The sequence below is a fragment of the Streptomyces sp. ICC4 genome (assembly GCF_003287915.1).
GTDB classification, from domain to species: Bacteria; Actinomycetota; Actinomycetes; order Streptomycetales; family Streptomycetaceae; genus Streptomyces; species Streptomyces tritrimontium.
Genome location: NZ_CP030286.1, coordinates 3,091,622 through 3,105,344 on the forward strand (window position 1 = coordinate 3,091,622; position 13,723 = coordinate 3,105,344).

Below are 13,723 nucleotides of genomic sequence, written 5' to 3' on the forward strand. Positions count from 1 at the left end.
TGTGCAATGGCTTCAAAACTACGCTGCCGGAGAGCACCCCGGCAGTGCTTTCGTGTGACGATCGTAGGCCCGAGTTGACGGCTTGAATGCCAGGACGGTGGTACTGTGCGCGCTTCCCTGATCCAAATCGCGGTGAATGAGGGGGAGTCGGCTGGTTCCCGCCGCTCCCGTGCCGCCGACCTCGTACGCGAACAGTCCGCCTCCGACCTCGTCGTCCTGCCGGAGCTGTGGACCATCGGGGCCTTCGCCTACGAGCAGTTCGAGACGGAGGCGGAGCCGCTGGACGGCCCGACCTACGAGGCCATGTCCAAGGCGGCCCGCGACGCCGGGGTCTGGCTGCACGCCGGCTCCATCGTGGAGCGAGCGGGCGACGGCTCGCTCTACAACACCGCGCTCGTCCTCTCCCCGACGGGCGAGCTCGCGGCCACGTACCGCAAGATCCACCGCTTCGGCTTCGACCAGGGCGAGGCCGTCCTGATGTCCGCCGGCGAGTCCCTGACCACGGTCGTCCTGCCGGAGCAGACCCTCGGCCTCGCCACGTGCTACGACCTTCGCTTCCCGGAACTCTTCCGCGGCCTGGTCGACGCCGGGGCGACGACGATGGTGGTGGCCGCGGGCTGGCCGGCCCGCCGCCGCGGCCACTGGACCCTGCTGAACCGGGCCCGGGCCGTCGAGGACCAGGCGTACGTCCTCGCGTGCGGGTCGTCCGGCACGAACGGCGGCGTCGAGCAGGCCGGGCACAGCCTGGTCGTCGACCCGTGGGGCGAGGTCCTGGCGGAGGCGGGCCCGGGGGAGGGCGTGCTGACGGTGGAGCTGGACCCGGCGAAGGTCGCCGAGACGCGGGAGCAGTTCCCGGCCCTGAAGGACCGCCGACTGGGACGCTGACCCGGTGGGGTTTACTTGTGCGAAGTCGGCACGAGGTCAAAGGTGAGCACGGAACATGACGGACGGGGACACGGCGGACGAGGCGGCGAGGGCCGGGACCGGCGAGCCGGCCCAGGCCCCGCCCGCGGCCCAGGCCCCGCCCGCGGCGCCGGCCCCGTCCGCTCCGCCGGCCCCGGCGGAGCGGGTCCTCGCCCGCGTCCTCGCGGTCGTCACCGCGGCAGCTGCCGCCGCGCTGCTGACCGCCGTGGCCCCGGTCGCGCGCGACGTGCTGCGGCCCGTGTACGCGTACTCCGTCGAGATATCGGGCCCCTTCGACGAAGAGGGCCGCGAGACGCCGGTCCTCTGGGAGTACGGAGTGACCAGCACCTCCCAGGCCACCCTCGAATCGGGGACCCGGCTGGAGGTCACGTACGACCCGGACCTCACCGAAGCCGAACGGGCCGCCCTGCGCGAGCACCTCGCCCGCATCCCCGGCGCGGGCCCGGTCAAGACCTGCGACCGCCGCGGCTGCGACTAGTCCTCCCCGTCCCGGTCCCCGTCCCCCTCGCGCTCCTTCTCGGACATCCGGATCACGCACACGGCGACCGCGATCAGCAGCGAGGCGTCCGCGTCCTCGCGGACCACGTCGACGGCGTACGTCTCGCGAACCCGATACCACTGGCGGGAGACCAGGGCGAGGAGCTCCCCGTCGTACTCGACCTTGAACTCCCGGTCCAGGATCCGCCCGCTGACATCGAGCTCGGTGCCCTCGTTGAGCACCACCAGGTAGTGGTTGCGCAGCAGCGAGAACCGCTTCTTCCGGATCACCGCGAGCCGCCGCTCGTCCCGCTCCAGCGTCATCGCGTCGCGCAGGGCGAACATCTTCGCCCGCAGCGTGATCAGGATCCGCCCGTCGGGGTCCTTGAGCTCCAGTGTGTCCCGGAAGCGCAGCGCCTTCCCGTCGACGAGGAAGGCGTGCCGGCCGTCCTCGTCCTCGATCCAGTAGTCGTCCCCGACGGCCAGCAGTTTGTCCCGAACCAGGTATTTCATGCCGTCATCGCTGCCCGCGATAGGTTCGCGTCATGCCACTCCTTTACGTGACCGACCTGGCGTACCCGGCGCGCGGCCGCCGCTACGGCGACGAAGACGTCTTCCTCACCTCGCGCCTGCGCGAGCACTTCCCGCTGGCCCTGTGCCACCCGCTGGACGCGGAGGCCCTTCTGCCGAAGGGCTTCGACACGGTCGTCGTCCGCAACAGCGGCCCGGTCATCCACCACCAAGAGGCCTACGACTCCTTCCGCGCGGCCGCCCTCGCCGCCGGCACCCGGGTCTACAACCCGCTCACGGGCCGCGGCGACATGGCGGGCAAGCAGTACCTCCTCGACCTGACGAAGGCCGGCCATCCGGTCATCCCGACGATCGACGACCCGGCGGACCTGTCCCTCCTCCCCGCCTCCCCCTCGTACGCGGTGAAGCCGAAACAGGGCGCGGACTCGATCGGCCTGACCTTCACCCCGCACCCGGACTGCGCACCGGGAGAGTTCCTGATCCAGCCGCGCATCGACTTCGCGTACGAGGTGTCCTTCTACTTCGTGGACGACGCCTTCCAGTACGCCCTGTACGCCCCCGACCCGGACCGCCGCTGGGAGCTGACCCCCTACGAGCCCACCCCGGCGGACCTGGCCTTCGCCCGCACCTTCATCGACTGGAACACCCTCGACCACGGCATCCAGCGCGTGGACGCCTGCCGAGCTCCCTCGGGCGAGCTCCTCCTGGTCGAGCTGGAGGACCTGAACCCGTACCTCTCCCTGGACCTCCTCCCCACCGAGGTCCAGGACACCTTCATCACTTCCCTGGTCCGCTCGCTCCAAGGCTTCGGAGCCTGACGGCCAGGACCTCCTAGAGCTCGCTGGTGTCGAGGTCGATCCCGAACGGCTCCGGGAGCCGGACCGGGGTCCCGAAGGGGTGAGGGCGTTCCGGTTACAAGACCGTTGAGCGCAAAGGCTTCGACGCCGCGCTGGCGGCCGTCACGGCGGGCGTCGTCGGCACGCTGATCGTCTGGAAACTGGACCGTCTGTCCCGCAAGGGCAGCGGCCAGGTGGGCAAGGTGCTGGACGACATCGAGGAGGCCGGCGGCCGTCTCGTCTCAGTCGTGGACGGCCTCGACACCTCGAATGACTCCGCGCGCATGGTCGTCGCGATGCTTGCTGAGCTCGCCCGGTCCGAGTCGAAGAATCTCGGCACGCGTGTAGGGCATGCGAAGCGCTACCTCCGCAGCAAGGGGCAGTGGATCGGCGGACAGCCCCCGTACGGGCTGCTCATCGACGCGAAGACCAAGAAGCTGGTCCACGACCCGGAGCACGCTGTCTACGCCCGTTTGATCGCGGATGAAGCGCTCGCCGGGGCATCGTTGGTTCAAGATTGCCCGACTCCTCAACGAGTACGAGATCCTCTCGCCCAGGGGCGGGCAGTGGAACGCGGCCAGCATCATGCAGCTCCTGCGTTCACCGGCCTTCGCTGGTCTGATGCCGGAGACCGAGACCGTTGAGACGGACGACGGCGAGCGGAAGTACACGGGCAGGGTCTTTCCGTACCGAGATCCCGAGACACTCGACACGATTGAGATCGGCGAGGGGATCATCACGGTCGGAGAGCGCGAACGGATCATCCGAACGCTGGAATCCAGAACGTTCGTGCACGCGGGAAAGCGGCGCCCGAAGCCCGAGGGGACGGCGCTGCTCACAGGACTTGTCTACTGCGCGGTTCTTCGCGAAACGAGATGCGCTCACCGCGGAGATCCAGGACGAGGAGCCCGTCTGGCTGATCTGGAGGATGCACGCTACGTGCGTGGTGAGTTCAGTGGCGCGGCAGCCGTGGAACGCTACAACCGGCTTTCAGAGCGCCTGAGGGGACGTGTCGACGGCCTCCGCGGCGATCTCCACAGGCTCCCCATGCCGTCCGTGGACGTGTCTCCGATGCTCGATGGCGTCACTCTGCGCGAGGCATGGACGGACGCGACGAACGAGGACCGGCGCGAACGGCTGTCGCTCGCCATAGACCGCGTTGAGGTGAACAAGGGAGTGCGCGGGCAGCGCATCATCCCCGAGCAACGCATCCAGATCCATTGGGCAGAGCCGGCGGGAACCGACACTCCTACCTGACCACGGCAAGCGCGCAGCGGACAGGAGTGACGAAATGACGGAATGACGCTCTCGCCCGGTTACCTCTGGTCCCCCGGACTGCCAGCCGTGGTGGAGCGTATGCCCTGAGCAGGCGTTTCGTACGGGCGTGATCCTGCGTTCACAGGTGGATGGCAAGCTTGAAGGATGAACGATGCTGCCCCGGCGCTCACCCCCGCGCCCGCGCCCCGCCGACGTGCCCGTGTCCGTGCCCCCGAGCTGATCGGCAAGGGCGGCTGGCTGAACACCGGTGGTAAAGAGCTCACCCTCGCCGACCTGCGAGGTAAGTGCGTTGTTGTAGATTTCTGGACCTTCTGCTGTGTGAACTGCCTGCACGTCCTCGACGAGTTGCGGGAGCTGGAGGAGAAGCACCGGGACACCGTCGTGATCATCGGCGTGCACTCGCCGAAGTTCGTGCACGAGGCCGAGCACTCCGCCGTCGTCGACGCCGTCGAGCGGTACGGGGTGCACCACCCGGTGCTCGACGATCCCGAGCTCGCCACCTGGAAGCAGTACGCCGTCCGCGCCTGGCCGACGCTCGTCGTCATCGACCCCGAGGGGTACGTCGTCGCGCAGCACGCCGGCGAGGGCCACGCGCACGCCATCGAGCGGCTCGTCGAGGAGCTGGAGGCCGAGCACGGGGCCAAGGGGACGCTGCGGCGCGGGGACGGGCCGTACGTGGCGCCCGAGCCGGTCGCGGGGGACCTGCGGTTCCCCGGGAAGGCGCTCGTGCTGCCCTCCGGGAACCTGCTCGTCTCCGATACGACGCGCCACCAGCTGGTGGAGCTGGCCGCCGACGGGGAGAGCGTCGTACGGCGCGTCGGCAGCGGCGTGCGCGGGTTCACCGCCGAGAGCTTCAGCGAGCCGCAGGGGCTCGCCCTGCTGCCCGACGGGACCGTGGTCGTCGCCGACACCGTCAATCACGCGCTGCGCCGCTTCGACCCCGCGACCGGGGCCGTGGAGACCGTCGCCGGGACCGGCCGCCAGTGGTGGCAGGGGTCACCGACCTCCGGGCCGGCCCTTGGGGTGGACCTGTCCTCGCCGTGGGACGTGGCCTGGTGGCGGGGCAAGGTGTGGATCGCCATGGCGGGCGTCCACCAGCTGTGGACGTGGGACCCGGAGGCGGGGACCGTGGAGCTCGCCGCCGGGACGACCAACGAGGGGCTGCACGACGGGCCGGCCGCCGGGGCCTGGTTCGCCCAGCCGTCCGGGCTCGCGGCCACGCAGAACCGGCTGTGGATCGCCGACTCCGAGACCAGTTCGGTCCGGTACGTCCACCCCGTCGACGGGGGCTACGCGATCACCACCGCCGTCGGGTCCGGCCTCTTCGACTTCGGCCACCGCGACGGCGACGCCGCCCAGGCGCTGCTCCAGCACCCGCTGGGGGTCACCGCGCTGCCCGACGGCTCGGTCGCGGTGTGCGACACGTACAACCACGCCCTGCGGCGCTACGACCCCGCCACCGGGCAGGTGACCACCCTCGCCACCGACCTGCGCGAGCCCAGCGACGCCGTGCTCGTCGGGGACGACATCGTCGTCGTCGAGTCCGCCCGGCACCGGCTGACCCGGCTGCGGCTCCCCGAGGAAGCCGTACGGGTGGACGCGGTCGCCCACCGCACGCAGCGGGCCGCCACCGAGGTGGCCCCCGGCACGCTCCGCCTCGACATCGTCTTCCGGGCGCCGTCCGGGCAGAAGCTCGACACCCGCTACGGGCCCTCGACCCGGCTGCTGGTCTCCTCGACCCCGCCCGGACTGCTGGCGGCCGGGGACGGGGCCGGGACCGACCTGTTCCGGGAGCTCGCGCTGAACCCCGACGTCACCGAGGGGGTCCTGCACGTCTCCGCGATGGCCGCGTCCTGCGACGACGACCCGGAGAACGAGTACCCCGCCTGCCACGTCCACCAGCAGGACTGGGGGGTGCCGGTACGGATCACCCCGCAGGGTGTCGCCCGGCTCCCCCTCGTCCTCGCCGGCATGGACGACTGAGCCCCGGCCGCAGCCGGCCGCGCGGACGGCCTAACTCTCCAGGAACGCCACCATCGTGTTGGCCAGGAGGTACGGGTCGTCCGCGCCGCACAGTTCGCGGGCGCTGTGCATCGACAGGATGGCCACGCCGATGTCCACGGTCTGGATGCCGTGGCGGGCGGCGGTGATCGGGCCGATCGTCGTGCCGCACGGCATCGAGTTGTTGGAGACGAAGGTCTGCCACGGCACGCCGGCCCGCTCGCAGGCGTTCACGAACACCGCCCGCCCGCTGCCGTCCGTCGCGTACCGCTGGTTGACGTTGACCTTGAGGATCGGGCCGCCGTTGGCGCGCGGGTGGTGCGAGGGGTCGTGCCGCTCCGCGTAGTTGGGGTGCACGGCGTGGCCGGTGTCCGAGGAGAGGCAGATGGCACCGGCGAAGGCCCGCGCGCGGTCCTCGTAGGTGCCGCCGCGCGAGAAGACTGAACGTTCCAGCACGTTGCCCAGCAGCGGCCCGTCCGCGCCGGTGTCCGACTGCGAGCCGTTCTCCTCGTGGTCGAAGGCGGCCAGTACGGGGATGTGGTCGAGCTTCTCGGCGGCCGAGGCCGCCGCCAGCGCGACGACGCCCGCGTGCACGGACAGCAGGTTGTCCATGCGCGGGCCGGCCAGCAGCTCGCGGTCGCGGCCCAGGTAGGCGGGCGGCTCGATCGAGTGGACCATCAGGTCCCAGCCGGCGACGGAGCCGCGCTCCAGTTCTTCCTCGTCCTCCAGGAAGGCGATCAGGTCGCCCTCGTGGACATCGCCCAGGCCCCAGATCGGCTGCATGTGGCGCTGCTTGTCGAGCTTGAGCCCGTCGGTGTTCACCGACCGGTCCAGGTGGACGGCGAGTTGGGGCACGCGCATCAGCGCGCGGTCGATGTTGACGAGCCGGTCGGTCCCGTCGTGCAGGGTCAACCGCCCGGCCAGGCCCAGGTCCCGGTCGAGCCAGGTGTTGAGCAGGGTGCCGCCGTAGATCTCCACGGCGATCTGCCGCCAGCCCTGCGAGCCGGTGTCGGGCAGCGGCTTGACGCGGAGGTTGGGGGAGTCGGTGTGCGCGCCGACGATCCGGAACGGGGTGTGCGGGGCAGCGCCTTCGGGCACGTACCAGGCGATGATCGCGCCGCCGCGGAGTACGAACTTGCCCCCGGTGCTCGCGTCCCAGGCGTCCGTCTCGGCCAACTGCCTGAATCCGGCCTTCTCCAGCCGCTCGGCCGCGTTGGCCACGGCGTGGTACTGCGACGGACTCGCCGTCAGGAAGGTCATCAGGTCGTCGGTGTGGCCGCGGTCGAAGCGGGCGGCGGGAGAGCTCATGTGGTTCACCTTAACGACGGTCGTGTTCGTCATGGCCGGACTGCGGCGGATGGCCGGAGGAAGGGGAACGGGAGGGGTGTGGCCCGGACCCCGGGGCCGAGCGGCCCCGGGGAAGAGGGGCACGTCTCCGCGCCGCACTTCCCCGAGGCCGCTTGTCAGCCCGGCGGACGCTCGAAGCGGCGCTGCAGCTGTCTGCGCTCGCCCCGGCGGATGCGCGGGAGCATCTCCGGGGTCTGCGCGGAGCGCTGTGCGCGTCTTTTGCGTCCGGCGCAGAAGATACAGGCCTCACCCGGTGGTGCGTCGGGATCGATGGGCGCACCGGGGTGCTCGGAGCAGCCGGAGGCGTTGCGCGGCCGGGACAGTTCGCGGGCCACGATGAAGGCGCGGTGCAGGTCGTCGGCCATCGCGACGAAGTCCTCGGGCGGCGATCCCAGGCTCAGGTGGAAGCGCCGGTCCTCGACCGCGCGCAGGCGCTCGCGCAGCGCCTGGAGCGTGTACGGGGGGTCGGGCACGGGGTAGCCCAGCCGGCGCTGCTCCCCGGCGGGCGGGGCGGCGGCGGCCGCCCGGGCGCCCTGGGCGCGCATGCCCAGGCGCCGCCGGTCGTTGCAGATGAGGCAGCGGCCCCAGCCCTCGGGCGCCTCGGGGTCCAGCGCGCCGTTGGGGTGCTCCGGACAGCCGGTGTAGCTCTTGGCGGGCGCGAGCCCGGAGGCGGTCTGGAAGGCGGTGTAGAGGGCGTCGGCGACGGACTCGTACTCGGTGGGGTGGGCACCGTCGTAGAGCTCTTTGAGGTGGTCGCCGAGGCTGCCCACGGCGGACTGCAGCTCCTTGAGGGCATAGGGCCGCCCCGTCGGGACGGAGTACCCCCTGCTGCCGCGCTGCTGCTCCTGTGGACTCATACCCCCGAGCGTCCCACGAAGCACCGACAACCCGGGAACCCCGCAGCCCACAGGCGGTACGGGGCCCCTCGGTGGCCGTCGGAGCGCCCCTTGACCGCGCCCGCCCCGGCGCACGCCGACGGCCGGGCCCCCGTGCGGAGGACCCGGCCGTCGGCGCGTACGTACACCGCGTACAGCTGTGGGATGGGGAGGACGGGGCCTAGAAGGCGGCCTCGTCGAGCTCCATCAGGGTGTTGTCGACGCTCTCGGCGAGCGCGCGGGCGACCGAGACGCCGGGCAGGACCTGGGCGGCGAAGAACTTCGCCGCCGCGATCTTGCCGGTGTAGAACGGCACGTCCTTGGGGGAGGCGGTCGGCAGCTTCTCGGCGGCCACGGCCGCGCCCTTGAGGAGCAGGTAGCCGACGACCACGTCACCGGAGGCCATGAGCAGGCGGGTGGTGTTCTGGCCGACCTTGTAGATGTTCTTGACGTCCTCGCCGGTGGCGGTGAGGTCGACGATCATCTGGCCGACGATGGCCTCCAGGTCGACGGCCGCCTTGGCGAGCGCGTCGCGGGCCGGGGCGAGGTCCTCGCCGCCGGGGCCCTCGGCCAGGAACTTCTTGAACGTCTCGGAGAGGACGTTCAGGGCGGCGCCCTGGTCGCGGACGATCTTCCGGAAGAAGAAGTCCTGGCCCTGGATGGCCGTGGTGCCCTCGTAGAGGGTGTCGATCTTGGCGTCGCGGATGTACTGCTCGATCGGGTATTCCTGCAGGTAACCGGAACCGCCGAAGGTCTGGAGCGACTGCGCGAGCTGCTCGTAGGACTTCTCGGAGCCGTAGCCCTTCACGATCGGCAGGAGCAGGTCGTTCAGACCCACGAGGGACTTGGTGTCCTCGCCGGCGGCCTGCTTGACCTGGATCTCGTCCTGGATGGACGCGGTGTACAGGACCAGGGCGCGCATGCCCTCGGCGTACGCCTTCTGCGTCATGAGCGAGCGGCGCACGTCGGGGTGGTGCGTGATGGTGACCTTGGGGGCCGCCTTGTCCATGAACTCGGCCAGGTCCGGGCCCTGCACGCGCTCCTTGGCGTACTCCAGCGCGTTCAGGTAGCCGGTCGACAGGGTCGCGATGGCCTTCGTGCCGACCATCATCCGGGCGAACTCGATGATCATGAACATCTGGCGGATGCCGTCGTGCTTGTCACCGATCAGCCAGCCCTTGGCGGGGTGCTGGTCGCCGAAGGTCATCTCGCACGTGTTGGAGGCCTTGAGGCCCATCTTGTGCTCGACGTTCGTCGCGTAGACGCCGTTGCGCTCGCCCAGCTCGCCGGTCTCCCAGTCGAAGTGGAACTTCGGGACCAGGAAGAGGGACAGGCCCTTCGTGCCCGGGCCGTGGCCCTCGGGGCGCGCGAGGACGTAGTGGAGGATGTTCTCCTCCATGTCGTGCTCACCGGACGTGATGAAGCGCTTGACGCCCTCGATGTGCCAGGAGCCGTCCGCCTGCTCGACCGCCTTGGTGCGGCCGGCGCCGACGTCCGAGCCGGCGTCCGGCTCGGTGAGGACCATGGTGGAGCCCCAGCGCTTCTCGACCGCGAGCGCGGCGATCTTCTTCTGTACCTCGTTGCCCTCTTCGAAGAGGACGCCGGCGAACGCCGGGCCGGAGGAGTACATCCAGACGGCCGGGTTCGCACCCAGGATCGTCTCGGCGAAGGCCCAGATGAGCGAGCGGGGCGAGGTGGTGCCGCCGATCTCCTCGGGCAGGCCCAGGCGCCAGTACTCGGAGTCCATGAAGGCCTTGTAGCTCTTCTTGAAGGACGCCGGGACGGGCGCGGTGTTCGTGGTGGGGTCGAAGACCGGCGGGTTGCGGTCCGCGTCCTCGAAGGAGGCGGCCAGCTCGTTCTCGGAGAGCTTGGTGATCTCGCTGAGGATGGTCTTGGCGGTCTCGGTGTCCATCTCACCGAACGGTCCGGTGCCGTACAGCTTGTCGCGCCCGAGCACCTCGAAGAGGTTGAACTCGATGTCGCGGAGATTCGACTTGTAGTGCCCCATGGCGACGGCTCCGTTAAGGCTCGGTGAGAGTGGTTCTTCGTGCATACCAATCGGTAACGTAATGATGCTACCCGCCGGTAATAACGGCAACCCTTCCGGTCGGACTGTGACCAGGGTCAAGTTCGAGCTCACACCAGACGGTCTTCCCGCCGGCCCCTTCGGGCCGGACGCCCCATTCCAGCGCCACGGCGGCCAGCAGCGCCAGCCCCCGCCCGCACTCCTCGGTGTCGGCCGCCTGCCGGAGTACGGGTTCCCGCGGATCGGGGTCGGTGAGCTCGACCCGCGTACGGGCTGCCCTTCCGGTGATCCGCAGCGTGACGGGCGTGCCGGGGCCGAGGTGGGCGAGCGCGTTGGTGAGCAGCTCGCTCACACAGAGCTCCGTGTCGGCGGACGCCCCGGGTCCGAGATGCTCCCGCACTGCGTGGCGGGCGAGGGGTACGGCGCCGGGGGTGGCGAGCAGCCGGATGGTGAGGCCGGTCACGGCATGGCCAGGGCGTCGGCGAGGCGCTGCGCGGTGGCGGCGTTGCAGTTGCCGAGGGTGATGAGGGGGGTGGAGCTGTAGCGCCCGGCGTAGGAGAGGAGCTGGAGGTCGAGGGAGGGGAGCGTGATCCCGTGGCCCGCGAGGGCGGCGCGGAGGTTTTCGAGGGCCGTGGTCGCCTCGCGGTCGTGGGGGTGGTCGCTCATGGCGGATTCCTTCGCAGCGGGGAGTGACGAACTGCTCACAGGCTGGCGTGCCCCGGCGTAGCGTGGGAAGAGTTTCGAGTCCACAGTGCGAAGTGTGGAAGGCAGGCTCCGAGGATGGCCGCGAGCAAGGACATTGACGGCTCGGTGAGCGTGCCGGCCTTCTACGGCAAGGAGTTGCGCTGGCGGCGCGAGGGGGCGGGGCTCACGCTCCAACAGGCCGTCGAGGGCAGCTTCTACGGGGTCAGCTACCTGAGCGAGATCGAGCACGGTCGGCGGCGCATGCCTCTGGACCTGGCGCAGCACGTGGACCGGGTCCTGAGGGCGGACGGGTTCTTCGAGCGCCGGTGCGAGGACGTGCGCAAGGCGCGGACCATCGGTCAGGCCAAGTATGCCGAGAGGGTTCTGGAGGCTGAGCAGCTGGCGGAAACGATCGATGAGTGGTGCCCGATTGTGCTTCCGGGCGTACTGCAGACCGAGGCGTACATGCGGGCGCTCTTCCGGGCGGAACGCCCCCTGGAGCCTTTGGACGAGACCGACGTGAAGGTCAACGCCCGATTGGGGCGGGCACGTCTCTTCGAGGACGACCAGAGGGCGGCGGAGTACTGGGTGATCCTCCATGAATCGCTGCTACGGCTGCCGGTGCTTCCGCCGGAAGGGATGGCGGACCAGCTCGACCGCGTCACCACCCTGGGGCGGCGGCGGCGAGTCGTTCCACAGATCCTTCCGTGGAACGCTGGAGCGCATCCCTTCATGTCGGCCGGTACCGTCCTCATCTTGACCTTCGGTGACGCTCCTCCGCTCGTCTATACGGAGTCTCTGCACAGCGGTGTCACCATCGATGATCCGGCCATCGTGAAGCGCTACCGAAGGTCGTACGATCTTTTGAGGGCTGCCGCGCTGCCGCCAGAGGTGTCCCTCGCCATGATCGAGGCGGCCGCAGAGGACTTCCGAAATGGCAAACAGACACGTTGACTTGAGCTCTGCGCGCTGGCGCAAGAGCAGTTACAGCAATACCGACGGCGGAGTGTGCGTCGAGGTCGCTGACGGCCTGGTCGGGATCGTCCCGGTCCGGGATTCCAAGGTGCAGGACGGGCCCGTCCTGGTGATCGGGGCCACCGCATGGGCGGGCTTCGTCGAGGGGCTGAAGGGCCACTGACCGGAACTCGTCGTCCCGGCGGGCCACGCCATCGGTAGGCTTCGGTCCATGTACGGCTACGACCAGAACGTGAGCGCAGGGCAGCAGCAGCAATACGCGCAGCCCCAGCAGGGCTACGCGCCGCCGCTGTACCCCGAGCCCTCGCCGCCCTCCCTCGCGGACGCGGTGCGCGCCTTCACGACCGGGTCGCTGTCCGCCGAGGACTTCCAGCAGATCTTCGCCTCCTCGAAGGTCTACTGCCCGCGCGGCGAGACCCCGGGCTTCCTGGCGCTGCACAACACGCAGCAGCCGGTCATCCCGATGTTCACCACGCTCAAGGAGCTCCGCCGGTACGCCGGCAAGGAGTCCAAGTACTTCGTGATCACCGGCGCCGAGGTGATCGACCTGCTGCCCACCGGCTACGGCTTCGTCCTCGACATGGAGGGCGACCACCGGATGGTCTTCGACGCGAAGGCGGTCGAGCAGATGGTCGACTACGCCATGCGCCGCATGTACGGCTGACCACCGACGGCACGGGGGCGGACATGCTGCGCGTGCACTTCGAGGCCGAGGACCTCTTCAACGTCACCTTCGCGAGCGAGCCGCTGCCCCTCGTGGAGCTGGCCCTCGCGCTCGTCGCCGCGCAGCGCACGGACGAGCAGGCGGTTTTCGGCCGTTGGCGCAGCCTCGCAGCCCAGCAGCTGCCGGGCCGGGTGCGGCCGCTGTTCGACCTGCTGCGGCCCGACGGGGACAACCCGCACTTCGTGGAGCCGTACGCGCGCAGCCTGGAGGAGGGCCTCACCGTCATCCGGGACCGGGTGCCCTTCCTCACCCCCGAGGGGCTGACCCGCGCCGCCACCCGCGCACCCGGCTCCCCGTCGTGGCTGCGTGCCCTCTGGAGCCAGGACCGGGAGGCCTGGGACCAGCTGGACACCGCGATCCGGTCCGCGTACGAGGTGCTCATCGCCCCGCAGTGGCCGCGGATCCGCCAGTCCTTCCAGGCGGACGTGGCCTGGCGGACCCGGCTGCTGGCCGCCCACGGGATCAAGGCCTGCCTGGCGAGCACGCACCCCGCGGCCGACTGGTCGGGCACCGTCTTCGAGGTGGGCCGGCCGCCGGACTACGAGGTCCGGCTCGGCGGGCGCGGGCTGGTGCTGATGCCCTCGCCGTTCTGGACGGGCCGCCCGCTGCTGGACGACCACCCGGACGGGACGTACGTACTCCTCTACCCCGCGATGACCCCGCTGCCGCTGGTGTCCCCGGAGCGGGCGGACGGCGCGCTGGACGCGCTGCTGGGGCGGACGCGGGCAGCCGTCCTCCAGCTGCTGATCCAGCAGCGGACCACGTCCGAGCTGGCCCGGGACCTCGACATCAGCCTGCCCTCGGTCTCGGAGCACACCCGCACCCTGCGCGCGGCCGGCCTGATCACCACGGCCCGCGACGGCAAGGCGGTCCTGCACTCCGCGACGGCGCTGGGCGTGGACCTCCTGCACAGCGGCGCCTGAGCGGACGGGCGGACGGGCTTCCTTTCGGCGCTGCCCGAAAGGATCGCGGCGGCGCGGGCCGCGTCCGAGAGTGGGTGCCGCGGGGAGCTGGAACACGGGGGGCTCCCCGCCTCATCCACCAG

Annotated in this window: 16 protein-coding genes; 10 read left to right on the forward strand and 6 right to left on the reverse strand. The window is 70.5% G+C overall.

Annotated features, from left to right (window positions below; genetic code table 11):
* The first annotated feature begins 105 nt into the window (after positions 1-105).
* Together DRB89_RS14425 and DRB89_RS14430 are read left to right on the forward strand one after the other, a co-directional pair.
* The gene (locus DRB89_RS14425; protein ID WP_112448885.1) at positions 106-885 is read left to right on the forward strand and encodes a carbon-nitrogen family hydrolase; all 780 of its coding nucleotides are present in this window, start codon (positions 106-108) and stop codon (positions 883-885) included.
* 55 nt (positions 886-940) lie between these two features.
* Positions 941-1,402 (forward strand): hypothetical protein, encoded by a 462-nt coding sequence (locus DRB89_RS14430; protein ID WP_112448884.1) that lies wholly within the window; start codon positions 941-943, stop codon positions 1,400-1,402.
* Here the strand turns inward: DRB89_RS14430 and DRB89_RS14435 are convergent.
* Positions 1,399-1,914, reverse strand: a complete 516-nt coding sequence (locus tag DRB89_RS14435) for an LURP-one-related family protein (protein ID WP_112448883.1) — start codon at positions 1,912-1,914, stop codon at positions 1,399-1,401. The two genes, DRB89_RS14430 and DRB89_RS14435, sit on opposite strands and share 4 nt — an antisense overlap.
* 32 nt (positions 1,915-1,946) lie before the next feature.
* Here DRB89_RS14435 and DRB89_RS14440 point away from each other — a divergent pair, with 32 nt between their 5' ends.
* The 4 genes from DRB89_RS14440 (at position 1,947) to DRB89_RS14460 (ending at position 6,029) form a co-directional block, all read left to right on the forward strand.
* Positions 1,947-2,750: a hypothetical protein gene (locus DRB89_RS14440; protein WP_112448882.1), complete on the forward strand. Its 804-nt coding sequence runs from the start codon at positions 1,947-1,949 to the stop codon at positions 2,748-2,750.
* Between the two features lie 131 nt (positions 2,751-2,881).
* Positions 2,882-3,412: a recombinase family protein gene (locus DRB89_RS44495; protein ID WP_239516785.1), complete on the forward strand. Its 531-nt coding sequence runs from the start codon at positions 2,882-2,884 to the stop codon at positions 3,410-3,412.
* Complete coding sequence (locus DRB89_RS14455; protein WP_239516136.1) at positions 3,390-4,025, forward strand: hypothetical protein; 636 nt, start codon at positions 3,390-3,392, stop codon at positions 4,023-4,025. Before DRB89_RS44495 ends, DRB89_RS14455 begins: the two co-directional genes overlap by 23 nt.
* A gap of 165 nt (positions 4,026-4,190) precedes the next feature.
* Complete coding sequence (locus DRB89_RS14460) at positions 4,191-6,029, forward strand: NHL domain-containing thioredoxin family protein (protein WP_112448879.1); 1,839 nt, start codon at positions 4,191-4,193, stop codon at positions 6,027-6,029.
* A 30-nt stretch (positions 6,030-6,059) separates the two neighbouring features.
* Here the strand turns inward: DRB89_RS14460 and DRB89_RS14465 are convergent, their stop codons facing one another.
* The 5 genes from DRB89_RS14465 to DRB89_RS14485 form a co-directional block, all read right to left on the reverse strand.
* The gene (locus DRB89_RS14465; RefSeq protein ID WP_112448878.1) at positions 6,060-7,355 is read right to left on the reverse strand and encodes a M18 family aminopeptidase; all 1,296 of its coding nucleotides are present in this window, start codon (positions 7,353-7,355) and stop codon (positions 6,060-6,062) included.
* 155 nt (positions 7,356-7,510) lie between these two features.
* Positions 7,511-8,251, reverse strand: coding sequence for a hypothetical protein (locus tag DRB89_RS14470; RefSeq protein WP_112448877.1), 741 nt, complete (start codon positions 8,249-8,251; stop codon positions 7,511-7,513).
* A gap of 199 nt (positions 8,252-8,450) precedes the next feature.
* Positions 8,451-10,277: an acyl-CoA dehydrogenase gene (locus DRB89_RS14475; protein ID WP_112448876.1), complete on the reverse strand. Its 1,827-nt coding sequence runs from the start codon at positions 10,275-10,277 to the stop codon at positions 8,451-8,453.
* A gap of 67 nt (positions 10,278-10,344) precedes the next feature.
* A complete protein-coding gene (locus DRB89_RS14480) occupies positions 10,345-10,758 on the reverse strand; it encodes an ATP-binding protein (protein ID WP_112448875.1) in 414 nt (137 codons plus the stop codon).
* A complete protein-coding gene (locus DRB89_RS14485; protein ID WP_112448874.1) occupies positions 10,755-10,961 on the reverse strand; it encodes a hypothetical protein in 207 nt (68 codons plus the stop codon). The genes DRB89_RS14480 and DRB89_RS14485 overlap by 4 nt, the downstream gene beginning before the upstream one ends.
* 114 nt (positions 10,962-11,075) lie before the next feature.
* Here DRB89_RS14485 and DRB89_RS14490 point away from each other — a divergent pair, with 114 nt between their 5' ends.
* The 4 genes from DRB89_RS14490 to DRB89_RS14505 are packed head-to-tail and all read left to right on the forward strand — an operon-like array spanning position 11,076 to position 13,601.
* Entirely contained in the window at positions 11,076-11,933 is an 858-nt protein-coding gene (locus tag DRB89_RS14490; RefSeq protein WP_112448873.1) for a helix-turn-helix transcriptional regulator, read from the forward strand.
* A complete protein-coding gene (locus DRB89_RS14495; protein ID WP_112448872.1) occupies positions 11,914-12,117 on the forward strand; it encodes a DUF397 domain-containing protein in 204 nt (67 codons plus the stop codon). The genes DRB89_RS14490 and DRB89_RS14495 overlap by 20 nt, the downstream gene beginning before the upstream one ends.
* Before the next feature lie 48 nt (positions 12,118-12,165).
* Entirely contained in the window at positions 12,166-12,618 is a 453-nt protein-coding gene (locus tag DRB89_RS14500) for an SseB family protein (protein WP_112448871.1), read from the forward strand.
* 23 nt (positions 12,619-12,641) lie between these two features.
* A complete protein-coding gene (locus DRB89_RS14505) occupies positions 12,642-13,601 on the forward strand; it encodes a helix-turn-helix domain-containing protein (RefSeq protein ID WP_112448870.1) in 960 nt (319 codons plus the stop codon).
* Positions 13,602-13,723 lie beyond the last annotated feature (122 nt).